This is a genomic window from Janthinobacterium sp. GL_088 (assembly GCF_057837845.1).
Genome location: NZ_CM174453.1, coordinates 4,234,629 through 4,261,458 on the forward strand (window position 1 = coordinate 4,234,629; position 26,830 = coordinate 4,261,458).

Annotated in this window: 18 protein-coding genes; 7 read left to right on the forward strand and 11 right to left on the reverse strand. The window is 59.7% G+C overall.

What is annotated here, in order from left to right; genetic code table 11:
- Positions 1 to 473: 473 nt before the first annotated feature.
- The 4 genes from AC3IQ7_RS18975 to aceE all read right to left on the reverse strand — a co-directional run bounded on the left by AC3IQ7_RS18975 (position 474) and on the right by aceE (position 5,970).
- A complete protein-coding gene (locus AC3IQ7_RS18975; protein WP_158301253.1) occupies positions 474 to 689 on the reverse strand; it encodes a hypothetical protein in 216 nt (71 codons plus the stop codon).
- A gap of 147 nt (positions 690 to 836) precedes the next feature.
- Positions 837 to 2,426 carry an aspartate:alanine exchanger family transporter gene (locus AC3IQ7_RS18980; RefSeq protein WP_489207017.1) on the reverse strand — a complete coding sequence of 530 codons (1,590 nt, stop codon included), beginning with the start codon at positions 2,424 to 2,426 and terminating at the stop codon, positions 837 to 839.
- Positions 2,427 to 2,656: 230 nt separating this feature from the next.
- Entirely contained in the window at positions 2,657 to 3,277 is a 621-nt protein-coding gene (gene gstA / locus AC3IQ7_RS18985) for a glutathione transferase GstA (protein ID WP_489207018.1), read from the reverse strand.
- 17 nt (positions 3,278 to 3,294) lie between these two features.
- Positions 3,295 to 5,970 (reverse strand): pyruvate dehydrogenase (acetyl-transferring), homodimeric type, encoded by a 2,676-nt coding sequence (gene aceE / locus AC3IQ7_RS18990; RefSeq protein ID WP_489207019.1) that lies wholly within the window; start codon positions 5,968 to 5,970, stop codon positions 3,295 to 3,297.
- Between the two features lie 134 nt (positions 5,971 to 6,104).
- Between aceE and AC3IQ7_RS18995 the strand changes: the two genes are divergently transcribed.
- The gene (locus AC3IQ7_RS18995) at positions 6,105 to 6,596 is read left to right on the forward strand and encodes a MarR family winged helix-turn-helix transcriptional regulator (protein WP_322427837.1); all 492 of its coding nucleotides are present in this window, start codon (positions 6,105 to 6,107) and stop codon (positions 6,594 to 6,596) included.
- On the opposite strand, the gene AC3IQ7_RS19000 is transcribed toward AC3IQ7_RS18995, so the two are convergent.
- Complete coding sequence (locus AC3IQ7_RS19000; protein ID WP_489207020.1) at positions 6,581 to 7,699, reverse strand: transketolase-like TK C-terminal-containing protein; 1,119 nt, start codon at positions 7,697 to 7,699, stop codon at positions 6,581 to 6,583. The genes AC3IQ7_RS18995 and AC3IQ7_RS19000 overlap by 16 nt on opposite strands.
- 135 nt (positions 7,700 to 7,834) lie before the next feature.
- Between AC3IQ7_RS19000 and AC3IQ7_RS19005 the strand changes: the two genes are divergently transcribed.
- Positions 7,835 to 8,023, forward strand: a complete 189-nt coding sequence (locus AC3IQ7_RS19005) for a hypothetical protein (protein WP_489207021.1) — start codon at positions 7,835 to 7,837, stop codon at positions 8,021 to 8,023.
- A 201-nt stretch (positions 8,024 to 8,224) separates the two neighbouring features.
- Here AC3IQ7_RS19005 and metE read toward each other — a convergent pair whose 3' ends face one another.
- Positions 8,225 to 10,513 carry a 5-methyltetrahydropteroyltriglutamate--homocysteine S-methyltransferase gene (gene metE / locus AC3IQ7_RS19010; protein WP_489207022.1) on the reverse strand — a complete coding sequence of 763 codons (2,289 nt, stop codon included), beginning with the start codon at positions 10,511 to 10,513 and terminating at the stop codon, positions 8,225 to 8,227.
- Positions 10,514 to 10,876: 363 nt separating this feature from the next.
- The gene (alaC, locus tag AC3IQ7_RS19015) at positions 10,877 to 12,094 is read right to left on the reverse strand and encodes an alanine transaminase (RefSeq protein ID WP_489207023.1); all 1,218 of its coding nucleotides are present in this window, start codon (positions 12,092 to 12,094) and stop codon (positions 10,877 to 10,879) included.
- A gap of 467 nt (positions 12,095 to 12,561) precedes the next feature.
- On the opposite strand from alaC, the gene AC3IQ7_RS19020 reads away from it, so the two are divergent.
- Entirely contained in the window at positions 12,562 to 13,245 is a 684-nt protein-coding gene (locus AC3IQ7_RS19020; RefSeq protein ID WP_233516199.1) for a pentapeptide repeat-containing protein, read from the forward strand.
- A gap of 168 nt (positions 13,246 to 13,413) precedes the next feature.
- Here AC3IQ7_RS19020 and AC3IQ7_RS19025 read toward each other — a convergent pair whose 3' ends face one another.
- Positions 13,414 to 14,628: an MFS transporter gene (locus AC3IQ7_RS19025; protein WP_322427830.1), complete on the reverse strand. Its 1,215-nt coding sequence runs from the start codon at positions 14,626 to 14,628 to the stop codon at positions 13,414 to 13,416.
- Positions 14,629 to 14,748: 120 nt separating this feature from the next.
- On the opposite strand from AC3IQ7_RS19025, the gene AC3IQ7_RS19030 reads away from it, so the two are divergent.
- Together AC3IQ7_RS19030 and AC3IQ7_RS19035 are read left to right on the forward strand one after the other, a co-directional pair.
- Positions 14,749 to 15,675 (forward strand): LysR family transcriptional regulator, encoded by a 927-nt coding sequence (locus AC3IQ7_RS19030; protein WP_489207024.1) that lies wholly within the window; start codon positions 14,749 to 14,751, stop codon positions 15,673 to 15,675.
- Between the two features lie 102 nt (positions 15,676 to 15,777).
- Positions 15,778 to 16,746 (forward strand): IS1595 family transposase, encoded by a 969-nt coding sequence (locus AC3IQ7_RS19035; RefSeq protein ID WP_489207025.1) that lies wholly within the window; start codon positions 15,778 to 15,780, stop codon positions 16,744 to 16,746.
- Positions 16,747 to 16,902: 156 nt separating this feature from the next.
- Here the strand turns inward: AC3IQ7_RS19035 and AC3IQ7_RS19040 are convergent, their stop codons facing one another.
- Complete coding sequence (locus tag AC3IQ7_RS19040) at positions 16,903 to 19,173, reverse strand: carboxy terminal-processing peptidase (RefSeq protein WP_489207026.1); 2,271 nt, start codon at positions 19,171 to 19,173, stop codon at positions 16,903 to 16,905.
- Positions 19,174 to 19,694: 521 nt separating this feature from the next.
- Here AC3IQ7_RS19040 and AC3IQ7_RS19045 point away from each other — a divergent pair.
- Together AC3IQ7_RS19045 and AC3IQ7_RS19050 are read left to right on the forward strand one after the other, a co-directional pair.
- Positions 19,695 to 21,665 (forward strand): methyl-accepting chemotaxis protein, encoded by a 1,971-nt coding sequence (locus AC3IQ7_RS19045; protein ID WP_489207027.1) that lies wholly within the window; start codon positions 19,695 to 19,697, stop codon positions 21,663 to 21,665.
- A gap of 51 nt (positions 21,666 to 21,716) precedes the next feature.
- Complete coding sequence (locus AC3IQ7_RS19050; RefSeq protein ID WP_099378798.1) at positions 21,717 to 21,989, forward strand: putative signal transducing protein; 273 nt, start codon at positions 21,717 to 21,719, stop codon at positions 21,987 to 21,989.
- A gap of 1 nt (position 21,990) precedes the next feature.
- Here AC3IQ7_RS19050 and AC3IQ7_RS19055 read toward each other — a convergent pair whose 3' ends face one another.
- The gene (locus AC3IQ7_RS19055) at positions 21,991 to 22,509 is read right to left on the reverse strand and encodes a thymidine kinase (protein WP_230504817.1); all 519 of its coding nucleotides are present in this window, start codon (positions 22,507 to 22,509) and stop codon (positions 21,991 to 21,993) included.
- A 307-nt stretch (positions 22,510 to 22,816) separates the two neighbouring features.
- Positions 22,817 to 26,812 carry a reverse transcriptase domain-containing protein gene (locus AC3IQ7_RS19060; protein WP_489207028.1) on the reverse strand — a complete coding sequence of 1,332 codons (3,996 nt, stop codon included), beginning with the start codon at positions 26,810 to 26,812 and terminating at the stop codon, positions 22,817 to 22,819.
- Between the last annotated feature and the right edge of the window lie 18 nt (positions 26,813 to 26,830).

Below are 26,830 nucleotides of genomic sequence, written 5' to 3' on the forward strand. Positions count from 1 at the left end.
TCACGAATCACTGGTTCGTGCTGCGAGAAAACGCTGACGCAGGCCCCAGCCGTCACAATGATCCACTCTCGCTGCTACCGGATATAGCCAAGACGCTCGTCTTCTTCCCTAGCCCATCCGCCATCGAACACCTCAAGGACCGGATAAGCTGAAGGGAAATCTTCAGCAACCCAATACTCCGCCAGAGAGATTTCATCCAGAAGCCGAAAACCTTCAACTTGGGAAAATGTAACCTCGATTCCCTTACTTGATTGCGATTTCGAAGGACGCGTATTACCAAGCCACCATCGTAGTAGACGGAGTATATGTCTGCGCCCCAGTCGAATTGCTCCTGGAAGCAAAAAGGACTCGCATTGATTGGCATATGAATTCTGTTGCGTCAGTATTTATTGCTTGTTACCTGGCTTTATTGCTGATCGATGGCCGAAAAAAACCTGACTGACATCGGTGCCGAGGGAATATTCCCTCGCCGCCTACGGGTGATCTTGAATGCACTTGACGCCCTCGGCGGTGTGTTCCGCCCAACCGGTTTTATGCGTTGCAAACCATGCCTCAATTTGTGGCTTTGTTGCACCACAATCAAACGCAATTTTTTCAATTTCCGCTGGGGTCTTCTCTGGCGGAGATTTGGCGCATCCTGAAAGGAAAGATACTAAAAATACGGCACCCAACCATACATTATTCCTCATCAATTTCTTTCCTATATCAGTTGCACCACCTGCACATTCATCTGTTTGAGCGGTTCCTGCAGAATGCGGATCCAGAGCTTAACGAATTACCAGGAAGAAAAACTCACACATTGTCACGTTGACGCGAATGTCTGCTGTTGACCGCCATCACCCATACAAATGCAGCAGCACCTGCACGGCAACAATCTTGACGATGGTCATGCTGGGGAAAATCATGGCGTAGCCCAGGTTCGGGCGGTCCGACTTGGCCAGGCGGTTGGCGAACACCAGCACGGCAGGGTTGCCCGTGGCGCCGGCCGCAATGCCCAGCAACTCGGGAAACGGCAGACGCAGGAAGACCTTGCCCAGGATCACGACGAGGGCCACCACCACCAGCACGGTCACGGCGCCGAGCGCCAGCATGGGCAAGCCATCCGCACCCACTTGCTGCACGAAGGGCAAGCCGGACGCCATGCCGACGGAAGCGAGGAAAATCGTCAAGCCATAGTTGCGCATGACCAGGTTGGCCGACAGGGGCAAGCGCCAGCTGATCTTGCCCATCCTGCCCAGGCGTCCCAGGATCAGCGCCATCACCAGCGGGCCGCCGGCCAGGCCCAGGCTGAACGAGCCTATCCATGGCAAGGGAATCGGCACGAGTCCCAGCAGCACACCCAAGACCATGCCCATGCCCAGCGAGACATAGCTGAACTCGGCCGTGGCCGTGATGGAATTGCCGAACAGCTTGCGCACGTCGGCCGCATGTTTCGCTGGCGCAATGGCCATCACCCTGTCGCCAAACTCCAGGGTCAGGAACGGGTGCGGCAGGATCATGGCATCGCCACGGCGGATGAAAGCGATCTGCAGGGGGAAATCCTTGGCCAAATTCAATTCGCCCAGCGGCACGCCGACGATTTCCGCGTCCGACACGAACACTTCCGTGCCGTCGAACGCGCTGCGGTCCTTCATCAGCCGGCCCGGATCCAGATGGCCCAGCGCCGTGCGCGCCGCTTCCACGCCCGCCACCGTGCCCGACACCATCAGCGCGTCGCCCACGCCCAGCACCAGGCCAGGATCGGGCAAGCGGTTCTGGTGGCCCTGGCGCACGCCGATCACCTGTACGCCCGCCAGCGGGCCATCGGCCAGTTCAGACAGGGCCGCGCCCGCCAATGTGGCTTCGTCGATGGTAATTTCGGACACGACGATGGGTGCCGGCGGCGGCGTCAGCACGGGTTTTAATATCCGCCCGGCCAGGTACAGGCCCAGCATGGGGCCGACCACGCCGAACGGATACGCGACGGCATAGCCGACTGCCGCGTCGCCATTGCCGTGCGACGCTTCCAGCGCCGCCTGCAGGGCGGCCGTACTGGTCATGGCGCCGGCAAACACGCCGCTGGCCATGCGCAGCGAGATATCGATCCACTGCCCGCCCCAGACGGACACGGCCAAGCCGCCCATGACGGCAACAAAAGCGATCAGATTGTGTTTCTGCCCCGCGCCCCGCAAGCCGGCGAAAAACTGCACGCCATACTGCACGCCGATGCCATACAGGAACAGCAGCAAGCCGATGGAGCCGACCATCGGCGGCGGCACGGAACCGGGAGCAAAGGCGCCCAGCGCCAACCCCGCGAACAGCACGCCGCCCACGCCCAGCGAAAAGCCGAACACGCTGATGCGCCCCAGCGCATAACCGGCGCCGATGACGAGAAACAGGGCGAGAATCGGCGTGGACTCCAGCGTGTGGCGAAATAATTGAAGCATCAGGAACCTCGGTCTGGGGAAGGCCCAGTTTAGCATGCACAAAAGCAACACGATGGCGATGATGACAAGCAAGCGTGCGCAGCTTTGCACCTTAAAAATGGGCAAAAAAAAGCCCGCTGCGGGAGCGGGCTGAATCTAATTCCTGTGAGGAAGTAGAGGAGACAGGTGAATGATGCCGCATCGCAGCATATTCATCCAATTCTATGTTGTGATGATAGAAATATGTTTTATCAATATCTGCCCTCCTCCTCGCGCAAGGCCTGCTGCACAGCGGGACGCTCGCCGACGCGCTCGATCAAGCGCCTCACTTGCGGGAAGGCCGACAAGTCCACCTTGGTGTGCGCCGACCAGCTGAGGATGGTGTACAGATAGGCATCCGCGATGGAATAACGCTCGCCCAGCAGATACGGTCCGCCGGCCGCCAGTTGCCGCTCCACATAGTCGAGGCGTGCGGCCAGGCGCGAGCGGGCCACGTCCTGCGCCTGCGTGCCGTATTCCGGGTGGAACAGCCAGGGGCTGAACACCTTATGCAGCTCGGTGGCAATAAAACCCAGCCACGACTGCAGCTGCACGCGCGCCAGGGAGCCCGGCGGCGGCGCCAGGCCGCTGGCCGGCGCCAGGTCGGCCAGGTATTGCACGATGGCCGTGCCTTCCAGCAAGATGGTGCCATCGTCCAGCGCCAGCGCCGGCACGTACAGGTTCGCATTCACCTGCGCATAGTCCGCGCCCGTTTCCGTGACGCGTGGAATCTTGCGAATATCAACTCTTTCCAGCTCCAGCGTAATGCCCGCCTCGATGGCCACGATGTGCGGCGACAGGGAACACGTTCCCGTTGCGTAATACAGTTTCATGATCACTCCTCGAAAAGTTACACGGACGCGGGATCGAGTTTTTCCACGTCGATGCCGTATTTGGCGATGGCCTCGCCAATCTTGCTGCGCGGCAGCTGGCCCCCATCCGCCAGCGCCGTCAGGGCGGCCAGCACGATGAAATGGCGGTCCACTTCAAAGAAGGTGCGCAAGGATTCGCGCGTATCGGAACGGCCGAAGCCATCCGTGCCCAGGGCAACGAAGCGCCGGTCGTGCACGAAGGGGCGCACCTGGTCGGCCACGATCTTCATGTAATCGGTAGCGATCACCACCGGGCCTTGCCGGCCGGCCAGGCATTGCGCGATATACGGCACGCGGGGTGCGCTGTCCGGGTGCAGCATGTTCCAACGCTCCACGGACAGGCCGTCGCGGCGCACTTGCGTCAGGCTGGTGGCGCTCCACACGTCGGCCGCCACGCCGAAATCCTGCTGCAGCAGCACGCTGGCGGCCAGCACTTCGCGCAGGATGGAGCCGCTGCCCATCAGCTGCACGCGCGGCGTGGTTGCCGTGAGTGCTTCCGGGCTTTCCTGCAGCAGATACAGGCCCTGCAGGATGCCCGCCTCGGCGCCTGCCGGCATGGCCGGGTGCGGATAGTTTTCGTTGAGCAAGGTGATGTAATAGAAAATATCTTCTTGCTCGGCAAACATGCGGCGCATGCCGTCGTGGATGATCACGGCCAGCTCGTAGGCATAGGTGGGATCGTAGGAAATACAGTTGGGAATCACGGACGACAGCACGTGGCTGTGGCCATCGTCGTGCTGGAGTCCCTCCCCCATCAGTGTCGTGCGTCCCGACGTGGCGCCCAGCAGAAAGCCGCGCGTGCGGGCATCGGCCGCCGCCCACGCCAGGTCGCCCACGCGCTGCAAGCCGAACATCGAATAGAAGATGTAGAACGGAATGGTGGCCAGGCCGTGGTTGCTGTACGACGTACCGGCGGCGATCCAGGAGGAAATGGCGCCCGATTCGTTGATGCCTTCCTGCAATATCTGCCCATCCTTGGCTTCCTTGTAGTAGCTGAGCTGGCCCGCATCCTGCGGCGTGTACAGCTGCCCCAGGTAGGAATGGATGCCGATCTGGCGGAACAGGCCTTCCATGCCAAACGTGCGCGATTCGTCGGGCACGATGGGCACGATGATCTTGCTCAAGGCGGGATCTTTCAGCAGGGTACCGAGGATGCGCACGAAGGCCATGGTGGTGGACGCGCCCCGCTCGCCGCTATCCTTGAGCTGGGTGGCGAACGTGGACAGCGGCGGTATGGGCAAGGGCGCCACCTTGCTGATGCGGGCCGGAATGTAGCCGCCCAGCTGCGCCCGGCGCGCGGCAAAGTAGCGCCCTTCCTCGCTGTCCGGCGCCGGTTTCAGGTAGGGCATCTCTTCCAGCTGGGCATCACTGACGGGCAGCGCGAAGCGGTCGCGGAACGCGCGCACGGCGTCGGCGCTCATCTTTTTCAGCTGATGGTTGATATTTTGCCCTTCGCCCGCCTCACCCATGCCGAAACCCTTGACGGTCTTGGCCAGGATCACGGTAGGCCGGCCAGTCGTGCGCATGGCTTCCGCGTAGGCCGCGTGGACTTTTTCGGGATCGTGGCCGCCGCGCGTCAACTGCCAGAGGTCGTCGTCTGACATATGTGCCACCAGCGCCAGCAGTTCCGGATACTTGCCAAAGAAATGCTCGCGCACATAGGCGCCATTCTGCGATTTGAAAGTCTGGTAATCGCCGTCCACGCATTCCATCATGCGCTGACGCAACAAACCGCTCGTATCGCTCTGCAATAAAGCATCCCAGCCGCTGCCCCAGATGACCTTGATGACATGCCAGCCCGCCGCGCGGAACGTGCCCTCCAGCTCCTGGATGACCTTGCTGTTGCCGCGCACGGGACCGTCCAAGCGCTGCAGGTTGCAATTGACGACAAAGATCAGGTTATCGAGGTGCTCGCGGCCGCCCAGGGAAATGGCGGCCAGGGATTCCGGCTGGTCCATCTCGCCGTCGCCGAGGAAGGCCCACACCTTGCGACCCTGGTGTGGCGTCAAGTCGCGATACTCGAGGTAGCGCATGAAACGGGCCTGGTAGGCAGCCGTCAGCGGCCCCAGTCCCATCGAGACGGTGGGGAATTGCCAGAAATCGGGCATCAGACGGGGATGCGGATACGACGACAAGCCCTCGCGGCCGGCTTCGCGGCGGTAATTGTCCAGCTGCGCTTCCGTGATGCGGCCTTCCAGATAGGCGCGGCCATAGATGCCGGGCGCGGAATGGCCCTGGATGTAGACCAGGTCGCCGGCAAACTGATCCGTATGGCCGCGGAAGAAATGGCTGAAACCGACGTCGTACAGCACGGCCGCCGACTGGTAAGTGGCGATGTGGCCGCCCACGTTCGAGTGTTTGGCCGCGCGCAGCACCATCACCATCGCATTCCAGCGGATGTAGGCATTCAGGCGGCGCTCGATGACCAGGTCGCCCGGATAAGCGGGCTGGCGCGCCGTGGCGATGCTGTTGGTATAGGCGGTGGTGACGCGGCCGTGCATGCCGCCGTGCTGCGCGGCATCAATATCGACGAGCTGGTCGATCAGATAATGGGCGCGCGGGCGCCCTTCCACGGCGACGACGGCCTGCATCGCCTCCAGCCATTCTTTGGTTTCTTGCGGATCGATATCGGGTACGGCGAGGGATGGGGTCATGGCAGTCTCCTGAGGGTGGGCATACATCGTCATGATCGATTGCTACTGCAATCATTGCATTTGCAATCGTTATGCCGGCCATTGTATAGCGCTATAATTGCATTTGCAACTGTGATTGATCTGGAGGAATACCGATGTCTGAAACTGCGCCTGAAATTGGCTCGGCACCTGCGCCCGACCTGTGGTTTTCGTTCGTGCGCGCGCACCGTTTGATGATCCGCGAAATCGAACGCCGCCTGGCAGCGGCCAAGCTACCCGTATATGCGTGGTATGACGTGCTGTGGGGACTCGAAAGCGGCCCCGACGGTTCGCGTCGCATGCACGAACTGGCCGACGCGCTTGCCATCGAACGCTACAACCTGACGCGCCTGGTGGACAAGCTGGAAACGGACCGGCTGGTGACGCGCACGCGTTCGATGGAAGACGGGCGCGCTGCCTTCGTTTCCATCACGGAAGACGGGAAAATCCTGCGCAAGCAGATGTGGGCCGTGTACCAGGCCACGGTGGCCGACCTGTTCCTGGCGCAATTTGACAGCGACGGGCAGCAAGACTTCAGCGCCGCCCTCGTGCGCGCCGCCGAGGCGGCACGCGGCGCAGGCCAGGGCAAGGTTCAGAGCAAGGCGTAACGCCGCAGCGCGTACTCGACGAACTGCACCGGCAGCGCGCCATCGTCGGCCAGCGCTTTCAACGCGGTGACGACCAGCCACGGCGCACTCGTTTCCATGCTGGTATCGGCGCCGATGGCGATGACACGCCCACGCACATGGCCGCCGATCTGGCCCGCGATGTGCTGCCCATAGCCGGTGACGGCGATGACGGGCGCGGCGCTGTCATCGAGGCAGCGCCGCACATGGGCCAGTCTTGGAATGGCGCGCGGGTGACACAGGTTCCACTGCTCCGCCGCCTGCGCATCGCGCGCCAGGCGGGTGTAGCTGGGGCAACTCCACACTTGCGCGGCAATATCCCAGTCCTCCTTCAGCAGGCGGGCGGCATCAGCAACGACGGCCAGCATCCTTCCCGCCCCGCACAGACGCACCCGGCATGGCGCAGGATCCGGCGGCGACACGCGGTACATGCCCAGGCTGGCCGCTGCCGCATCGGCAGCCGACAAGAGCGCCGCCACCGCAAATTCGTCCGCATCTTCATCCGCACCTTCATCATGTATGGCCAGGTAGTAATAGCCAGGCTGCTGTTCCAGGTACAGCGTTTCCAGTGCCGCGCGCAGGATGGCGCGCACTTCCTCGCCCGTCGCCGGGTCGAACGGCATGCAATTGTGCTGCGCGGCCAGCCAGGCGGGCAGCGCCGGCTGCACGCCTTTCGGCCAGCGCGAGGCTTGCGTTTCCGCATCATTGCAGACGATGCCACGCCCTCCCGATTCAACCAGCACCGCGCGCAAGGCCGGCAGCGAGGCGGGGCTGCACAGGTAGAGCAGCGGCTTTTCCGGCTGCGCCGCGCCATGGCGATAGCGCACGGCCCAGGCGCCCGCGGACGCGCCCACTTCCCAGGAGTCGCCGTCCGGGAATGGTCCCGCCTGCGTACCCACCTTGCGCATCCGCGCCACCATGGCGCCACCCTGCTTCAGGCTGCCAGCCATGGCGCCCAGCGCGCGGCGCGGCGAAGCATGTGCCAGCGGCGATCCTGACACTGGCGCCAGCGCGGCCATGCAGGCATGGGCGGCGCGGCCCGTCTCGCCGCCTGGCAGTGGCGGATGGGGAAGGGGTGTATGCATGGCAGCTCCTGTCTCGGTATCGCTTGCGCAAGGCAGACATTGCCTATACGATTGCAAATGCAACGATTGTAATTGCAATCCTTTGCGCGGGCAAGGGACACGAGCCAACCGAAATTCCTGTCTTCAAGGTGAAAAATGACGCTGAACAATCCTGAAACCGTGCGCATGGCTTACGCCGTGAAACTGACGAACGCGCAAGTCGAGGCGGCCAAGCGCCTGTATGCCGTGCATTTCGGCACTACGGACAACCCGCAGGCGATGGCCGCCATCATCGCGGCCCTGGCGCGCAACTACAGTTCGGCCGTGGCGGCGAATGTGTTGTAGCGCGTCACGTACCACGCGGGCAAAAAAAAGCCCGCTACGGAAGCGGGCTGAATCTATTTCCTTGGAGGAAGTAGAGGAGACAGGTGAATGATGCCGCATCGCAGCATCATTATCCAATTGCATGTTGTGATGACAGAAATACGATTGTTCTATATCTCAGCCACGTCTCAGCCATAGCGGCCTCCCCTGCCCCTGCCATCCTTAGGCCACGGTGTCGCCGCGCAAGGTTTTCGCGGCCGCCACCATGTTGACCAGCGCGGGTATGACTTCTTTCCAGCCCCGCGTTTTGAGGCCGCAATCGGGGTTGACCCACAGGCGCTGGGCGGGGATGCGCTCGGCCGCCTTGCGCATCAGCTTGACCATCTGTTCCTGGCCGGGAATATTCGGCGAATGGATATCGTAGACGCCAGGGCCGATGTCGTTCGGATAGTTGAAATCATCGAAGGCGTCCAGCAATTCCATGTCGGAGCGCGACGTTTCGATCGTGATCACGTCCGCATCCATGTCGGCGATCTGCGCGATGATGTCGTTGAATTCCGAATAGCACATGTGCGTGTGGATCTGCGTTTCGTCAGCCACGCCATTGGCCGTGATGCGGAACGATTCCACGGCCCAGCGCAGGTAGTCGGCCCATTGCGATTTGCGCAGCGGCAAGCCTTCGCGCAGCGCCGCCTCGTCGATCTGGATCACGCGGATACCGGCCTGTTCCAGGTCCAGCACTTCGGCGCGCATGGCCAGCGCCAGCTGGTAGCATGACACGGAGCGCGGCTGGTCGTCGCGCACGAAAGACCAGTTCAGGATGGTGACGGGGCCCGTCAGCATGCCTTTCATTGGCTTGTCCGTCAGCGACTGGGCGTAGGTACTCCACTCGACCGTCATGGCGCGCGGGCGGCTGATGTCGCCGAACAAAATGGGCGGCTTCACGCAGCGCGAACCGTACGATTGCACCCAGCCGAACTGGCTGAAGGCGTAGCCGTCGAGCTGTTCGCCAAAATATTCCACCATGTCATTGCGTTCCGCTTCGCCGTGCACGAAGACGTCCAGGCCCAACACCTCTTGTTCCTGGACGCAATGGGCGATTTCCGCCTGCATCAGCTTTTTGTAGCCGGCTGCATCGAGCTGGCCGCTGCGGAACTGGCTGCGCGCCTGGCGGATTTCCGCCGTCTGCGGGAAGGAGCCGATCGTTGTCGTCGGGTACAGCGGCAGTTGCAGCAGTGCAGCTTGCTTGGCGGCACGCTCGGCATAGCCGCCAGCGCGCTGGCCCAGGCTTGCGTCGATGCGGGCCACGGCCGCTTTCACTTGCGGATTGTGCACGCGGCTCGACTGGCGACGCGCTTGCACGGCAGCATGATTGGCATCCAGCGCCCCCTGCACGGAAGCGCGGCCCTGGTTCAGGGCGCCGGCGATAGTGTGTACTTCATCGAGTTTTTGGCGAGCAAATGCCAGCCAGGACCCGATATCGGCATCGAGCTTTTGTTCGCTGTCCAGGTCGACGGGCACATGCAGCAAGGAGCACGACGGCGCGATCCACAGGCGCGACTGCAGGCTGGCGTGCACGGGTTCCAGCCATGCCAGCACTTCGTTCAAATCCGTCTTCCAGATATTGCGGCCATTCACCACGCCCAGGGACAGCACGCTGCAGGCGGGCAATTGGGCAATCACCTGCCCCACTTCTTCGCGGGCGTTGACGGCATCGAGGTGCAAGCCTTGCACGGGCAGCTTGCACGCCAGTGCCAGATTGTCTTGTAGCTTGCCGAAATACGTGGCCAGCAACAGTTTTACGTGATTGACCTTGCTCAAGGCCTCGTAGGCCGTGACCAGCGCCTGCTGCCAGGCGCCGTCCAGCTCCGTGACGAGGATCGGTTCGTCGATCTGCACCCATTCCACGCCCTGGGCGGCCAGTTCCTGCAGCAGTTGCACGTAGACGGGCAGCAAACCTTGCAGCAGCGCCAGCTTGTCGGAATCATCCTTGGCCTTGCCCAGCCACAGATAGGTGACGGGGCCGATCAGCACGGGCTTGGCGTTGACCTTCAGCTGGCGCGCCTGCGCCAGTTGCTGCAGCAAGCGACTGCTGTCGAGCTTGAACTGTGTCCCTGCCGAAAATTCCGGCACGATGTAGTGATAATTGGTGTCGAACCATTTCGTCATTTCGCCAGCGTGGACGCAGCTGCAATCGCTGTCGCTGGCCGAACGGCCGCGGGCCACGCGGAAATAGTTATCGAGCTCCGCGCCTTCCAGGCCGCGCACGCGTTGCGGCAGGTTGCCCAAGGTAAAACTCAGGTCCAGCACCTGGTCATAAAAGGAAAAGTCGCCCACGGGCGCCAGGTCCAGTGCGCTCTGGTCTTGCCAGTGGCGCTGGCGCAACTCCGCGCCATGGCCTTGCAGCGCATCCAGGGTGCTGCTGCCCTTCCAGTAATCTTCCAGGGCGAATTTCAGTTCGCGTTTGGCGCCGATGCGCGGGTAGCCCAGATTATGTGTCGTGACGGTCATGGCGGTAGTGCCTCCTAGTGAAGTATGAATACATCATAGAGACTTTCATCCATGAAAAATAATGGTAAAACTTCATGCATCCATTATTAATATTCATGTGAAACCATGTTCTAACATATCCACCTGGCCGTGCTGCGCGAAGCGACCGCCTCGTTCGCCGAGCGTGCCGGCCGGAACCCAGGGCCAAAACGACGGGCAAAAAAAAGCCCGCTGCGGGAGCGGGCTGAATCTATTTCCTTGGAGGAGATAGAGGAGACAGATGAATAATGCCGCATCGCAGCATATAAAACCACTTTATATTCGTGATGTCAGAAATACGCAGCAGTGATATTAAGGGCAACGAAGCATTCCATATGGCAACTTTTATGCCAACACTTCCGCTTTCCCGTCGCCTGAGCGCAACATATTCTTTATGCCACGCAACGCCTGACGCACCCGCGCCTCGTTTTCGATCAGGGCGAAGCGCACGTATTCATCGCCGTATTCTCCGAAGCCGATGCCGGGCGAGACACTCACCTTGGCTTTTTGCAGCAGCAGCTTGGCAAATTCCAGCGAGCCCAGGTGGCGGTACGCTTCCGGGATATGCGCCCAGATATACATCGACGCCTTCGGTTTTTCCACCATCCAGCCCGCTTCATGCAAGCCTTTGACCAGCACGTCGCGGCGGCGCTGGTATTGGGCGCAGATTTCCGTCACGCAGCTCTGGTCGCCTTCCAGCGCGGCAATGGCCGCCACTTGCACCGGAGTAAAACTACCGTAGTCGTGGTAGCTCTTGATGCGCGCCAGGGCCGCCACCAGTTCCGCGTTGCCGACCATGAAGCCGATGCGCCAGCCCGCCATGTTGTAGCTTTTCGACATGGTGAAAAACTCGACGGCCACGTCGCGCGCGCCCGCTACCTGCATGATGGACGGCGCCTTCCAGCCATCGAAAGTGATGTCGGCATACGCCAGGTCATGCACCACCAGAATATTGTGCTGCTTGGCCAGCGCGACGACACGCTCGAAGAATTCCAGTTCCACGCACTGCGCCGTCGGGTTGGACGGGAAGCCCAGCACCATCATCTTCGGTTTCGGGTAACTTTCGCGGATCGCCCGCTCCAGTTCGGCAAAGAAATCCACGCCCGGCCCCATGCGCACGGAGCGGATATCGGCGCCCGCGATGACGGCGCCCCAGATGTGGATCGGGTAGCTGGGATTCGGCACCAGCACCGTGTCGCCACGGTCGAGTGTCGCCAGCATCAAGTGCGCCAGGCCCTCTTTCGAGCCGATGGTGACGATGGCTTCGCTGTCCGGGTCGATGTCGACCTCGTAGCGCTTCTTGTACCAATGGGCAATGGCGCGGCGCAAGCGCGGGATGCCTTTTGACGCGGAATAGCCGTGCGTGTCAGGGCGTTTGACCGTCTCGACCAGCTTGTCCACGATGTGGGCCGGCGTGGCGCCATCGGGATTGCCCATCGACATGTCGATGATGTCCTCGCCACGGCGGCGCGCGGCCATCTTGAGCTCGGCGGTGATATTGAAAACGTAGGGGGGAAGGCGATTGATGCGCGAAAAGCTGCGCGGAGTTTGGCTGTCGGTCATGGTATCTCTATACGTAAGCGCCCGGATCCGTCCGAGCGACGTTGGCGCAAGAGCCTATCTCGGTAGGGAGCGTCCTCTGCTAGCAGTTCATCAGATGCGCGGACAAGGCGTGAGGAGGACGCGTGGCGAACCACGCGACGACGAGCAACGCAGTCCCCGCTTCTGAGGGGCGCTAGCAGAGGATGTATTCATCTGCCGAGATAGGCTCCAAGTGCACCTGCAACGATACTAACCCGTCTTCGCAAGAACTGGCAAGGCTGATTCGGACAAGCTACAATACGCGCTGATCGAAAATGAGCGCACCGGTTGGTAACCCGGTAAGTGCCCGGCACCGTCCGGCATGCTCCCGCCCACGCGGACCCACGGCGCTGACCTCTGACTGCACCACCAGCCGGGGAGGTGTTCTGGTTCGTGCATTTTCCCGCCGCGCCATCCCTCCCCTGTTTTTTACTTTAGGAATGAGACGGATGGCAACACACGACAACGCAGTAAGCAGCATGACCCTGGACCGCGCCGGCATCGAGCAGCAACTGGCGCAATCGGCGCGCCATTTCATCGATTGCGCGTTCGATGGCGAAGACTTGTCGCGCCTCGATTTGCAAGGCTGCACCTTCGAGCGCTGCACCTTTGCTGAAACCAACTTGTTTGCCAGCAAACTGGCGCGCAGCACCTGGCGCCGCTGCCGCGCGGGCAGCGCCGATTTCGAATCCGTCGACGCCGTCGATGCCACGTTTGAAGGCTGCGACCTGAACAACACGAAATGGCGGCGCGCCAAGCTGGCCTCGGCCACCTACCGCGGTTGCAAGCTGACCGGCGCCTCGTTCGAAGAAGTGGCCCACCTGGGCCTCACCTTCGAAGACAGCCTGCTGGTAGGCGCCGACCTGCGCGGCTTCTCGTTCCGCAAGGCGACATTGAAACAGCTGGATTTTTCCGACGCCTACCTGGCCGGCTGCGACTTCCGCGACGCCATCTTCGAAGGCGGCAGCCTGCGCAATGCCACCATCAAACTGGCGAAGTTCCAGGGCGCGGACCTGCGCGGCGCCGATATCGATGGCTTCAAATTGAGCGAAGCGGCGCTGCTGAAAGGCGCCGTCATCACGCATGCGCAGGCAGCGAACTTCATGCGGGCGCTCGATCTGGTGGTGATTTAGTTTAAAAAATACAGGCAAAAAAAAGCCCGCTATGGAAGCGGGCTGAATCTATTTCCTTGGAGGAGATAGAGGAGACAAGTGCATCTTGCGGCATTGCGGCATATCACGCCACTTTATCTTCATGATGATAGAAATATCCATTAGTGATAATGAGGCGGCATCAGGGTTTCAAGCCGTACGACGCGTAGCCTGCGGTAAAAATTCTGCCAGCCACACCAGCAGGGCCAAGCCCGGAAACGCCATGCCGGTCAGCAAGGTCGCTTGCCAGCCGTAGCTGGCGTACACCCAGGCGCCGATGGCCGAGCCGGCTGCGCCGCCGGCGAAGAACAGCGCGAAATACAGGCCGTTCAAGCGGCCCCGCACTTCCGCGCCCAGGCTGAAGATGGCGCGCTGGCCCAGCACCAGGTTGGCCGCCACGCCCATGTCGAGCACAATGGAAGCGACCACCAGCAGTCCCAGCGCCACGTGTTTTGACTCTGGCGCCAGCATCGGCAAGGCAAAGGCGACGATGCCCAGCGCCAGCGCGGCGGCCGTGGCCGGCAAGGTGTGGCCCGCATCGGCCAGGCGGCCGGCGATGGGCGAGGCAACGGCACCGGCCATGCCCACCAGGGCAAAGATGGCGATACCCGTTTGCGACAGGCCAAACGCTGGACTGGCCAGCACCAGCGGCGTGACGGTCCAGAACAGGCTGAAGGCGCCAAACAGGCCAGCGTGATAGGCGGCACGGCGGCGCAGCACGGGCGTACCCAGCAGCAAATGCCACAGCGAAGCCATCAAGGCCGGATATTTCATGCTGGACACCGGCTGGCGCACGGGCAAGGCGCGGCGCAGCACCAGCGCCAGCAACACCATCAGCACGGCGGCACCGCCAAACACCACGTGCCAGCTGGCATGGGCCGCCACCAGCGAGGCCACGGGGCGGGCCAGCATGATGCCCAGCAACAAGCCGCTAACCACCTTGCCCACCGTCTGCCCCCGCGTCGCTTCCTGCGACAGGTGAGCCGCAAACGGCACAATCACTTGCGCCGCCACGGAACCGAGGCCGATGGCCAGAGCGGCGGCCAGGAACACGATGGCGCCCGTGGAAAGGGCCGCCACCACGAGGGCCGTGGCCGTCACCAGCAAGGCCGTGACGATCAGGCGGCGGTTTTCCAGCAAGTCGCCCAGGGGCACGACAAACAGCAGGCCCAGGGTATAGCCCACTTGCGTCAGGGTAACGATCAGCCCGGCCGCCTTGGCCGACAGGCCCGTCGAAGCGCTGATGGGCCCGACGAGTGTTTGCGCGTAATACAGATTGGCCACGATCAGGCCGGAAGCGATGGCCAGCAGCAGCACCATGGCCGGCGCAATGTCGTGGGGAGCGGAAGATGAGGCCTTGTTCATGTTGTTTCCTCAGTTCGATAGGGATGTTGCCATTCTAGGCAAAACTCTGGCAAAGATAATCAGGGCATAATCCACTTATACTTTTCACATAAAATGAACAATTAGAATGGAAGCTATCCCATGGACAAGATCAAGGCCATGCAGACCTTCGTGCGCATCGTCGAGGCCAACAGTTTTTCCAAGGCGGCCGAGACCTTGAATTTGCCGCGCGCGGCGCTGACGGCCACCCTGCAGAAGCTGGAAGCCTACCTGGGGACGCAGCTGCTGCAGCGCACCACGCGCCGTTTGTCCCTGACCCCGGAAGGGGCCGAGTACTTTCGCCATTGCATCGATATTTTGAAAGCCGTCGATACGGCGGAACTGGCCTTCCGTGGTCCGGACGCGAAAAAACCGCGTGGTTTGCTACGTATCAACCTGCCCAATACGGTGGGCCGGCGCCTGGTCATTCCCCATATCGCGCAATTCCACGCCGCCTGGCCGGACGTGCAATTGCAGCTGAGCCTGATGGACCGCCTGGTTGACCTGACGCAGGAAGGCATCGATTGCGCCTTGCGCGTAGGCACCCTTCAGGATTCCGCCTTCATCGGCAAGCAAGTCGGCCTGATGCGCTTCGTCACGTGCGCGTCCCCCGCTTACCTGGCGCGGCACGGCACGCCGCACACCCTGGCCGACCTGGCGGCGCACAGCGGCATCATGCATTACTCGGGCCGCACGGGGCGCGCCTTCGACTGGGATTTTCAACAAGGCAAGGAGGTCGTGCGCGTGCAGATGAGCGGCCCCATCGCCGTCAACGACGCGGACGCCAGCGTCGCTTGCGCCTTGCAAGGACTGGGCCTGGCACAGGCGGCCCAGTACCAGGTGCGCCAACATCTGGACAGCGGCGCCCTGGTGGCCGTGCTGGCCGATCACCCGCCGACGCCCATGCCCATGTCGCTGCTGACGCCGCAAGGCCGCCTGGCCACGCCCAAGCTGCAGGCGTTTGCCGGCTGGCTTACGACCCTGCTGGCTGCCCAGCCCGACGTGCAACTGCCCACGCACAAAATCTGAGGCAAAAAAAAGGGCTCTGTCATCGGTAAATAGGGGAACTGCCGGAATCTTCCCTTGGCATTGCTGTCTGACTCTGCATACTTACCACATAGGGAGCAGATCGTGCAGCCAGCCGAATGGATCCGTTTTATCGCCCAGTTTGCTCACCTGAACCGACGCCAGCGGCAGACAGGCATGGCCCTGCTGCGTGGCAACGTACCGCACGATGCGACCGTCGCGTTGCTGGAAAGCGTGGCGCAGCCGCGCTTGGCCTGTCCTGCCTGCCGCTCGCCTCACCTGCACCGGCATGGCCATGCGCACAGCTTGCAGCGCTACCGCTGTGTGCCTTGCGGACGCACTTTCAATGCCTTGACGGGCACGCCGCTGGCCCGCTTGCGTCACAAGGCGCTATGGATCGCGTATACCGATTGCCTGCTCGACTCCGCCTCGGTGCGCCAGGCCGCTCAGCAGCTGGGATTACACCGCAATACCACGTTTCGCTGGCGCCACCGCTTTCTCAGCGTGGCGAAGACGGACCGGCCGCATGGCCTGCATGGCATCGCCGAGGCCGATGAACTCTACGTGCTGGAATCGGAAAAGGGATCGAGGCAGATGACGCGGCCGGCTCGCCGCCGGGGCGGCCATGCCTTTAAACGCGGTATCTCGAATGAGCAAGTCTGCATCCTGGTGGCGCGCGACCGCACGGGCCAGACCCTTGATTTCGTCACGGGCAAAGGCGCGTTGACGAAGGCGCAGCTGCACCGATGTTTGTTGCCCGTTATCGACAAGGATGTTCTGCTGGTAACGGATGGCCATGCGGCCTACCGGGCGTTTGCGAGGGAAGCGGGCATCAGCCACGAGGCCGTCAACTTGCGCGCCGGCATCCGTGTGCAGGGCGCCGCGCATGTGCAGAACGTCAATGCGTATCACAGCCGCCTGAGACAATGGCTCGGTCCGTTTCATGGCGTGGCCACGCGCTACCTGCCAAATTACCTGGGCTGGCGCTGGATACTCGACGCCAGACGCATCCGTTCACCAGAAACGTTATTGAAAGCAACGCTGGGAGCATTCCCACACTTAATGGTGACATAGCCAAAAAAAGCCCGCTGCGAGAGCGGGCTGAATCTATTTTCTTGGAGGAGAATAGAGGAGACAATGCATTATGCTGCGTCGCGGCATATCAATCCAATTGATTGTTGGAATGATAGAAATACGCGAAACAGATAACTCCCCCTTACTCCACGTACATTACTTCGATGTCGCCGCCACCGGCGTCGCCTTGACATCGGCTGCATACGGCAAGACCTTGGACGCCAGGCGGGTATCGGCCTTGATCAGCGCCACTTCATCGGCCAGGATGCGCGCCGCTTCGTTCAGCAGCACGTCCTTGGCGCTCTTGGCAGCCGTTTCAGCGTCCAGCTCGGCACTCAGCGCCCGTTCGTCGCCCTGCAAGCCATCGTCGGTGCGCAAGGCGCCCTTCACGGCGGCGATCTGCTTGGCCGTCTTGTTGGCCGCTTTCGCGCCCTTCAGCACGTCTTTCGGATCGGGAATCACCACCAGGTCATCGGCAGGATTCGAAATCTGCGCGATCAGGCGTTTTTCACGGGCCTTGGCGCGCGCTTCCTGGGCATCGCGCTCCTTGCGGCGCACGGTTTCATTGAGCGAAATCTGGTTTTCCTTGCGCTGCTTGACGACAAGGGCGATGTCATCGAGCAAGTACTGGAAATCCTTGTCCTTGGCCACGCGCGCATCATGCTTCTTGTCCAGCAACGGCACGATCTCCTTCAGGTCGCCCGTCGGCATGTAGGGCGCCGGCTTGATGGCCACCCATGGCAGGGCATTGTCATAGCTCGATTCGCCGAAGTTTTCCGCGTCCGACATGGCCGGCAGCTTGATGTCAGGCGTGACACCGCGCAACTGCGTGGTGCCGCCATTGATGCGGAAGAACTGGGCGATGGTCATTTTCAGCTCGCCGAAACGGGCTTTCTCGCTGCCGCCGAAACGGTCGAGGTTGAACAAGGTCTGCACGGTGCCCTTGCCGAAGCTGCCTTCGCCGATGATGACGCCACGGCCATAGTCTTGCACGGCGGCGGCGAAAATTTCGGAGGCCGAAGCCGAGCCGCGGTTGATCAGCACGCCCATCGGGCCATCCCAGGCCAGGCCGGCATTCGTATCGTTTTCCACTTCGACCTTGCCTTCGGCATTGCGCTGCATCACGACCGGGCCCTTGTCGATGAACAGGCCCGTCAGTTCGACGGCTTCGTTCAGCGAACCGCCGCCGTTGTTGCGCAAGTCGATCAGGACGTTGTCGACCTTGTCCTTCTTCAACTCGCCCAGCAAGCGGGTGACGTCGCGCGTGGCGCTTTTAAAGTCCTTGTCGCCACGGCGGCGCGCTTCGAAGTCCTGGTAGAACGTCGGCAGGGAAATGACGCCGATGCGGCGCTTGACGCCATTTTCACGCACTTCGATGATGGATTTCTTCGCCGCCTGCTCTTCCATGCTGATTTTCTTGCGCACCAGCGGCAAGACCACGTGCTTGGCATCGGGGCCGGCGTCGGCCGGCAGGATGTCGAGGCGTACCACGGAATCCTTGGCGCCGCGGATCAGCTGCACCACGTCGTCGATGCGCATGCCCAGCACTTCAGTGATGGGGCCGCTTTCGCCCTGCCCCACGCCGACGATGCGGTCGCCCACTTTCAGCTTGCCCGACAAGCCGGCAGGGCTGCCCGGCACGACTTCGCGCACCACCGTGTATTCATCGCGCGTCTGCAGCACGGCGCCGATGCCTTCGAGCGACAGCCGCATGGCGATGTCGAAGTTGTCCGAAGCGCGCGGGCCCAGGTAATTGGTATGCGGTTCGATCGACATGGCGTACGAGTTCATGAAGATCTGGAACACGTCTTCGCTGTTGAGCTTGCGCGCACGGGTCGTGTAGCTTTCATAACGCTTGTCCAGGGTCTCGCGGATGGCTTTGTCTTCCTTGCCCGCCAGTTTCAGGCGCAGCCAGTCGTTCTTGACGCGCTTGCGCCACAGGTCGCGCACTTCCTCGTCATTCTTCGGCCAGGCGGCCTTTTCGCGGTCGAGCTGGTAGCTCTCGTCGGCCGTAAAGTCGAACTTGGTTTTCAGCAATTCACGCGCATACGCCATGCGCTCGTCGAAACGCTGCTGATACAGGTTGTAGATGGCAAACGGGGCTGTCAGGTCTTCATTGATGATGGCGTCATCGAGCTTGGTGCGCAGCGGCGCGAAACGGTCGACGTCGGCTTGCACGAAAAACAGTTTTTCCGCGTCCAGGGACTTGAAGTAACGGTCGAAGATTTTCTCCGACATGGCGTCGTCGAGCGGCGTGGCCTTGTAATGGACGCGCGTCAATACGCGCGATGCCCACAAGGCGGCCTGCGTTTGCTGGGCCAGCGGCTTCATGGGTAGCGGAGGAGCGGCGCTCTTGTCCGTCTGGGCTGCGCCAGCGTGGGCTGACAGTGCAAGCACCAGGGTGACCAGCATCATTTGCTTCTTCATCGGCTTCTCCGAAAATTAGTTGAATCAATTCCAGGCGGCGCAGATAGGCATGCGCCAGCCAGCAAGACAGTAAGGGGAATACACGACTGGTCTGCATATTATTCTACAGGATACGGCCTGGCAGTCTCCCATGGAATATCAGTTTCTTCCCGGAAGCTTAAACGCGAATTAAGGGCGGCGTCTCATTCATTACAAAGTGAAACATTCGTGACAAAAATTACATCGCCCGTCGCTGATGAATACCAGAATTCATCATTGCAATCAAAAAAGTCAATAGGCTGTTTTTGCAATCCTTGATGCAGATGATGTTTTTATGCGAAAAAATGATTCCTGCGGGAAACACTTAGTAACAAAACGCAAGCAACATGCTATCATCGCGCCCTGAAATCCAGCTTGCCTGTGCGCGGCCCACAAGGCTGGCGCGCCTTCGTTTCAACAGTATTCCCCACCAGATCCCCTCCCCGCGTGTCATGTCATGACCAGGAATGGCCGAGCTGATTACCCTTTGCCAGACTCACACTATGCCTACAATTTCGTTCTCCCCCCGCCACTGGAGTGTCGGCGGCAAGATTACCGTCTTCACGTTTGCGCTCGTCAGCCTGATCCTCGCCAGCCTGACGACCTTGATCAGTATCCGCACCTCAAATGCCCTGGAACAGCGCGCCGAAGCGGCCGTCACCAGCGAACTCAATAGCGTCATGACGACCACGGAAGTGTTTCACACGGCCATGGTCAACGAGGCGGCCAGCTTCGCGCGCCTGTTCGCGGCCGAATTTCCCGGCCCGTTCACGGTCGACACGGGCGCCATGGTAGCCGTCGCCGGCAAGGCCACGCCAGCGCTGGCCAACGGCGGCAAGGTGCTCAATCTCGACACGGCCGTGGTCGACCGCTATACGGCCCAGACGGGCGTGATCGCCACCATTTTTGCCGCCAACGGCGATGAATTCGTGCGCATCAGCACCTCGCTGAAAAAACAGGATGGGGAACGGGCCATCGGCACCCAGCTCGACCACAACCACCCCAGCTATGCGCCGCTGCGCGCCGGCCAGCGCTTCGTTGGCATGGCAACACTGTTTGGCAAGCAATACATCACGCAATATGACCCCGTGCGCGATGCGGGCGGCAAGGTGGTGGGCGTGCTGTTCATCGGCCTCGATATCAGCAAGAATCTGGCCATGCTGAAAGAGAAGATTCGCCAGGTCAAGATCGGCCAGACGGGCTACATCTATATCGTCGACACGGCCCCCGGCGCCAATTACGGCCACCTGGTGCTGCACCCGAACAGCGAAGGCAAGAGCGCGCTCGAGTTCAAGGCCAGCGATGGCCGCATGTTCATCCAGGAAATGCTGGCGCAAAAAGACGGCGCCATGCGCTATACGTGGACGGCGCCGGGCGAAACGGCTGCCAGCGCGCGCGAAAAGCAGCTGTATTACCGCCAGTTCAAGGATTGGCAATGGATCATCGCGGGCGGCACGTTCACGGACGAGATCACCCTCGAAGCGCGCCAGATGCGCAACCAGCTGGCCGTTTCCGGCTTCATCGCCCTGCTCGTCTTCGCCCTGCTGCTGTACTGGCTGGTGCGCACCCTCGTGTCGCGCCCGCTGGCCGCCGCCGAAACGGCCGCCGCGCAAATCGCCGCCGGCGACCTGACGGTGCACCTCGACACGACCAGCCTGGACGAAATCGGCCGCCTGCTGCTGGCCATGAACCGCATCAGCGACAACCTGTCGCAAGTGGTCAGCAATGTGCGCGGCAGCGCCGGGCAGATCGCCACGGCGTCCGGTGAAATCGCCAGCGGCAACCTGGACTTGTCGAGCCGCACGGAGCAGCAAGCCAGTTCACTGGAAGAAACGGCCGCCTCGATGGAAGAACTCAGTTCCACCGTGCGCCAGAACGTCGATCACGCGCAGCAGGCAAGCCGGCTGGCGCATGACTCGTCCAGCCTGGCAGCCGAAGGCGGTGCCGCCGTGGCGCAAGTGGCCAGCACCATGGACGCCATCCGCAGTTCGTCGGGCAAGATCGCCGACATCATCGGCGTCATCGACGGCATCGCCTTCCAGACCAACATCCTGGCCTTGAACGCGGCCGTGGAAGCGGCCAGGGCCGGCGAGCAGGGACGCGGCTTTGCCGTCGTCGCCACGGAAGTGCGCACCCTGGCGCAGCGCTCGACGGCAGCGGCGAAGGACATCAAGGATCTGATCCAGGCGTCCGCCAGCACGGTGGACCTGGGCCACGCGCAAGTGAGCCAGGCCAGCGCCACCATGGACACGGTAGTGGCCAGCGTGCAGCAAGTGAGCACCATCATGGCCGAAATCGCCCAGGCCAGCGAAGAGCAGCGCAGCGGCATCGAGCAAGTCAACCAGGCCATCGCCCAGATGGACCAGGTGACCCAGCAGAATGCGGCCCTGGTGGAAGAAGCGGCCGCGGCCGCCGACGCCTTGCAGGAACAGGCGCAGGAGCTGAACCAGGTAGTGGGCGTGTTCAAGCTGTAAGTGCAATCCGGGTGCTAAGATGGGGCAGAATCCACCGCCCCAGGAGAGACCATGCACGACGACTACGTTTTAATTGCCCGGCTGATGATCCCCACGGATGCCCACGTCATCCGTGGCTGCCTGGCAGCGGCCGGCATCGACGTGCTGCTGACGGATGACCAGCACATGCAGGCCGACATGCTGCTCGCTGCCGCCATCGGCGGCGCCCGCGTCATGGTGCGCGAGCACGACGTGGCGCGCGCGAATGACATCCTGGCCGCCTTCGAGCGGGGTGATCTGGCGCTGGCGGACGATGCCGACGTGGGCGCGCCCGTCGCCGATTAATTTACGAGTAGAAACAGCGCCCGCACGCCTGGCGGTAACTCTCATTGCCGCCAATACTGATCTGCTCGCCTTCCTTGATGCGGCGGCCTTGCTCATCCACGCGGATGTTCATCGTGGCCTTCTTGCCGCAAGTACAAATATTCTTCAATTCCTCGATATCGTCGGCCAGCGCCAGCAGATAGGCCGAGCCGGGGAACGGTTCGCCCTTGAAATCCGTGCGCAAGCCGTAGCAGATGACGGGCACGCCCTTCACTTGCGCCAGCTGGTGCAATTGTTGCACTTGTGCCGTGCTGAGAAATTGCGCTTCGTCAACCAGCAGGCAAGCCACCTGGGGAATATCGTCGAGGAAATTCGTGTCGGCATGGAAGATATCGACCTGGCGCTGCGGCCCCAGGCGCGAGGTAACCCGGCCCACGCCGTAGCGGCTGTCGATGGCGGCCGTGTACAGGCGCACCTGTTGGCCCTGCTCTTCATAGTTGTGTGCGACCTGCAACAAGGCCGTCGACTTGCCCGCGTTCATTGCCGATATTAATCCCAAATTATACATAGATGAGGCTAACTAATGAGCTTTCCGTTAATAATCATTGACTTATGCAATTCGATAACACAACGCATACATACATAGATATACATTGTTTGACCATGGCAGGGTTCCACGAAACCTTGACGGCCTCAAGCTCAGCGCAGGGTGCCAGCGTTACTAAACGGCCTTTGATATGTATCGTCGACTATCTCTATTTTTAAGCAGAAGGGGTCATTGAATCCTACTGCGTCACTCATGTCGTTGCCATCGTGATTTAGCGTATCCAGCGCTGGGACTCACACTTTCATGATTTACGAGGTCTCCCCCCATAGCCCGCTGGCGCTGATTTAAGTTCAGCGGGCCGAGTCCCGGGAACGATAGTTTTGAACAGTGACGGGTCTACCTCGAATACACTCACCGCCACTTGGTTTCCTCCGTGTACATGGGCGACTAACTTTTCGTGCTTTGGCAATGGCACTTGTGCGGTTGACCCACCAAACTCACCGCTATTCGCGAGAATGACTGGCTGGTACATATGAAAGTTTAGCGCCGCCACCATGTTGTCAAATGTCGTGACGTCTTGGTTTAGGGCCGAAACTAGGAACATATCGGACTGTTCCCGCAAGTCGGCAAGTAGGTCTAAGTCGGTAGAATCGTAGCAAATTGCTGCGGCTACCCGTGTTGGTGTTTTAGAGCCAATAGGAAACTCTACGAGCGTAATGTGCGGCCTGTAGCCTTTTACACCCATAGCAATCTCCTGCTTAATCGGATGTTTTTTGCCCTGCCACACGTATTCAATCATACGTCCCCGCCCTGGGCTTTCCCGACGGAGGAGCCACAAACCCTGGTTAATTACACCCTTAAGCTTCACCGAATGCATAAAAGTAAGGCCAACAAAAATGCTCGCCCCTGTCGCGTCCGAAAGCGAGTCCAGATAGGAAATGTGTTCTGGGTGAACAGAGAGCTCAGGGAACAAAATTATGTCGACGGCTGGAGCTGAGTCCGGTGATTTAGTTTTCTTTGCTGACTCCCAACTACGAATTTTTTGATTGGTCAGACGGCATACCTGTGCGAGATGCTGTTCGTGCCGAGCCATGTCATTTGCTGACCAACGCGAAGGCTCCTTTACATTAAACTCATCGCGGCGAGGCAACATAGGCTGAACAATTGCGACGCGCATAGCCCGCTCCTGGAGAGGCGAATCGGGCGATGTTGGAATGACATAAATAGGCGTTTTGCTACGAAAACCGTATATCTTTTTTTGCTCCGCGATGCGAGCCTGAAAGAAAGTGAGCAGCTCAGCGACGGTTTTAGCATTCCCGGCAGGAGCCGCATTATTTTTCCCCGCATGCATGCCCGGCCACTGTAACAGTGACGAAAAGAGGCCCGAGAGCCAAGGCGTAACCGGAGCAGGCTCATCAAACAAACCGGCACCAGTATTTAACATCGAAAAACGGCGGTTAAATGAGCTACTGCGTACTCCTCTATACCTACCCGAAGAATCCGTGAGCAATGTGGTCCCGACTGTAAAATCGAAGTCGCCAGTCAGAGCAGACCGTAAAATTCTACCTAATGAATATAACCACAACTTATCCGTTGCAACCCAAGGTGGGGCCTCGTAAAGCTCATTCGGCACAGAAGCACGTGCGATATTCGAAACTTTAAGAATTTCCGCGTCCGGCAATGAATTTATTAAGCCCAAGTCCTGGCATTTCAGGTAGATTTCCGCCGCGCTGACGCCGGCATCTAAATGGGCTTTTATATCCGGACTTTTTAGCAAGGTACTCGCCAAGAGCAGAACGGCATTCTCCTGCGCAAAGACGTTTTGAGATTGGCATATCAATTGATGCAGAGAGAAGACAGCCTCGTCGAACCCTTCTTTGCGTACAAGGCTGCGCGCCGGCTGCAGTAGCACATCGGGTATTAATTTTCGCCAAGAGCTAGCTTTTCCAAGTCTTGTGTTAGCAGCGAGCTGTAGTAAGTCTGGCCGGACCCGGGCTATCAGCTTTATCGCGGATTGTTGAACATCTGGAGTAAGCGTTTTCAAACTGCTTGAAAACCACTCACCAAATCGCTTAGGATTCGGTGCTAACTGCTGTGCCACCAACGATAACGGCAAACTAGACATAAAAGTCGCAGAATTAGTGGCATTAATTGGCAAGTACAGCATCATAAGATGCAAAGTATGATGCTTTGTAATCTCGGCAGGTATAGGATTTATAGGCGCAAAATGGTACACCCCCATTGTCGCCAAAAATAACGAGACCTGTTGCTGTAAATACCAAGGTGAAGTCTGCCGCTCAAGTAAAATTCTTTGTGCGAACGAACTTAACTGTTCGCGATAGCCTGTTATGTCTACTCCGGCAGGATACTGCGTAAGGGGCCGGTAACCCGTATGGGACGCGGCCGCGTTGAACAAATCCGCTAAACAGTACTCTGCAACTTTTACCTCCTTCAAATCATCTATTTCAGTCGAGCTCGAGTGCCCAAAGAGTTTCAGCTCGAGAGCCTCCAGCACAGGGGACAATAGTCTAGGATGAGGAAATAAGTCGAGCGCGTAGCGCAGCAAAACCACTAGGGATGGATTGGTCCCCCAGCACTTGATTAGCTTTCGAGCAGTAGATTCAAAGTCGTGAGCAATTGCACGAGCCTCAGGGGACGGTTTTTGATTGGCAACCGAACCTACATCCTCGTCAGCCGACTCTGACATTGACAATCGCGCCCGTAAAGATTTTGATAGCCTAGAGGCGACAAAACGCTTTAAAGTATCATCGCGTACGTCCAATTCCGGCAACGCTACGTTTGCTAGAGCCAATCTAGAATGCGGTGCAACCGCTTCGCTCTCCATTTGCTCAGAAAGCTTTAGAAGGCTCTCCAATCCACCATCTGCTTGAATTAAAGATTCCAAATCAAACGTTCCACTCAGTTCGGCCTGCAACGCCCCCATTGTTGCGGAAAGATTACTTTTCACCGATATCGAACGGTAAGCGACTACGGAGCATTTTTTTGGCGACAGCTCGAGCGAACTCGCAGACTGTGTATCCTTCTGGTGTTGAGTTAGTTTCGAAGTGAAGTACTCCATCACCTGATGGCGCAACGTATGCATCTCTCCGTGATTGAATCGACTCGGGGCTTCGATGACGAGCCTAATGTCATCGACATACCGGCAGTAGTCCAAAACTTTGAAGTCGCCGAACTTCTCTTTACTCTGAAAAGCAGCGACCAATGCTTGGTCTAGTCGGACCATATAAGCATTGGCAAGAAAACCTGACGCCACCAATCCTTGGGGCACGCCAAGCTTCAACTCTGATTTACCATTGATTTGTGCTGCAAATTGATGGTCAGTGCTATTCCACTTCCAAGAAAAAATGCGAGCAGCTGCCCGCCAAAATTCTTCATCTGCCTTAGCATCCTCTGGAATCGCATACTTTACGCGATGCTCGCTCTCAAGTCTTTGCAGCTCTTTTTGAAGCGCCGCTATATCAATACCGTCGAAGAATGCGCTGATATCTAAAGATGCGACAAATAATTCATCTCCCCTAGGCGACGAAGCAGAAAGCTGGGAGCATATGGTCGTGGGACGAGACAGAAAAGTCCGGTAGTCCTCAAAAAATTTTCTATAGATTTTACTACTGCCCCAAGAGAAACGTGCCACTACTCCGCCGCCCCCCATCGTCACCCATTGACATTGCAACCTATTGCCATAACTGACAACTCCCGCCGCACGTGCCTCTTCGACGCTTAGGGCGGGGTCTCCCTGAACGCTTTCTACGACCTCAGCTAAGCACATCATGACAGCAGATGCCAAGGTCTGGTCTTTAATCGTGAGATGAGCAAGTGGGCGGAGCTTCTGAATGCTCGGTGCGCGGGCGCTTTGCAGGGTTGTCTCCCCCTTTTCCCCGCCCGCAATCGCTACCTGAGGCGCCTCCACATTTGTGTCGCGCTTAGACCGCCACTCAGCAAACATCGGCTGGTCGAGAGGGGTACCGGGCGCGGGCGGAACCCATTCACTGGAAAAAGGCGTCGGAGGAGAACGGAATTCCCACACTCCGTTTTTTGGTGCCGGAACCAGTCGCAATGCATCAGGAGCAAAATTTTCTTGCTGGACGGCTAAGGACCATTCACTAAGCAGCGTCTGCAAATCCATTACAGAGGTGTCGAGCTCTAACGTATCAGAATACCAATTATGACGACGGATAAATGTATGGCTTTTCTTCCACGCTTGAGCCAGTACCGATGTGCTCCGCAATTTATCTAATTGCGGGAATAACATTCGGCATTCTTCTTGAATAATGGACACGGATAGCTTTCTATCTTG

Coding starts and splice junctions, on each gene's coding strand:
- AC3IQ7_RS18975 (WP_158301253.1), bottom strand. CDS start 689: ATGAGGAATAATGTATGGTTGGGTGCCGTATTTTTAGTATCTTTCCTT.
- AC3IQ7_RS18980 (WP_489207017.1), bottom strand. CDS start 2,426: ATGCTTCAATTATTTCGCCACACGCTGGAGTCCACGCCGATTCTCGCC.
- gstA (WP_489207018.1), bottom strand. CDS start 3,277: ATGAAACTGTATTACGCAACGGGAACGTGTTCCCTGTCGCCGCACATC.
- aceE (WP_489207019.1), bottom strand. CDS start 5,970: ATGACCCCATCCCTCGCCGTACCCGATATCGATCCGCAAGAAACCAAA.
- AC3IQ7_RS18995 (WP_322427837.1), top strand. CDS start 6,105: ATGTCTGAAACTGCGCCTGAAATTGGCTCGGCACCTGCGCCCGACCTG.
- AC3IQ7_RS19000 (WP_489207020.1), bottom strand. CDS start 7,699: ATGCATACACCCCTTCCCCATCCGCCACTGCCAGGCGGCGAGACGGGC.
- AC3IQ7_RS19005 (WP_489207021.1), top strand. CDS start 7,835: ATGACGCTGAACAATCCTGAAACCGTGCGCATGGCTTACGCCGTGAAA.
- metE (WP_489207022.1), bottom strand. CDS start 10,513: ATGACCGTCACGACACATAATCTGGGCTACCCGCGCATCGGCGCCAAA.
- alaC (WP_489207023.1), bottom strand. CDS start 12,094: ATGACCGACAGCCAAACTCCGCGCAGCTTTTCGCGCATCAATCGCCTT.
- AC3IQ7_RS19020 (WP_233516199.1), top strand. CDS start 12,562: ATGGCAACACACGACAACGCAGTAAGCAGCATGACCCTGGACCGCGCC.
- AC3IQ7_RS19025 (WP_322427830.1), bottom strand. CDS start 14,628: ATGAACAAGGCCTCATCTTCCGCTCCCCACGACATTGCGCCGGCCATG.
- AC3IQ7_RS19030 (WP_489207024.1), top strand. CDS start 14,749: ATGGACAAGATCAAGGCCATGCAGACCTTCGTGCGCATCGTCGAGGCC.
- AC3IQ7_RS19040 (WP_489207026.1), bottom strand. CDS start 19,173: ATGAAGAAGCAAATGATGCTGGTCACCCTGGTGCTTGCACTGTCAGCC.
- AC3IQ7_RS19045 (WP_489207027.1), top strand. CDS start 19,695: ATGCCTACAATTTCGTTCTCCCCCCGCCACTGGAGTGTCGGCGGCAAG.
- AC3IQ7_RS19050 (WP_099378798.1), top strand. CDS start 21,717: ATGCACGACGACTACGTTTTAATTGCCCGGCTGATGATCCCCACGGAT.
- AC3IQ7_RS19055 (WP_230504817.1), bottom strand. CDS start 22,509: ATGAACGCGGGCAAGTCGACGGCCTTGTTGCAGGTCGCACACAACTAT.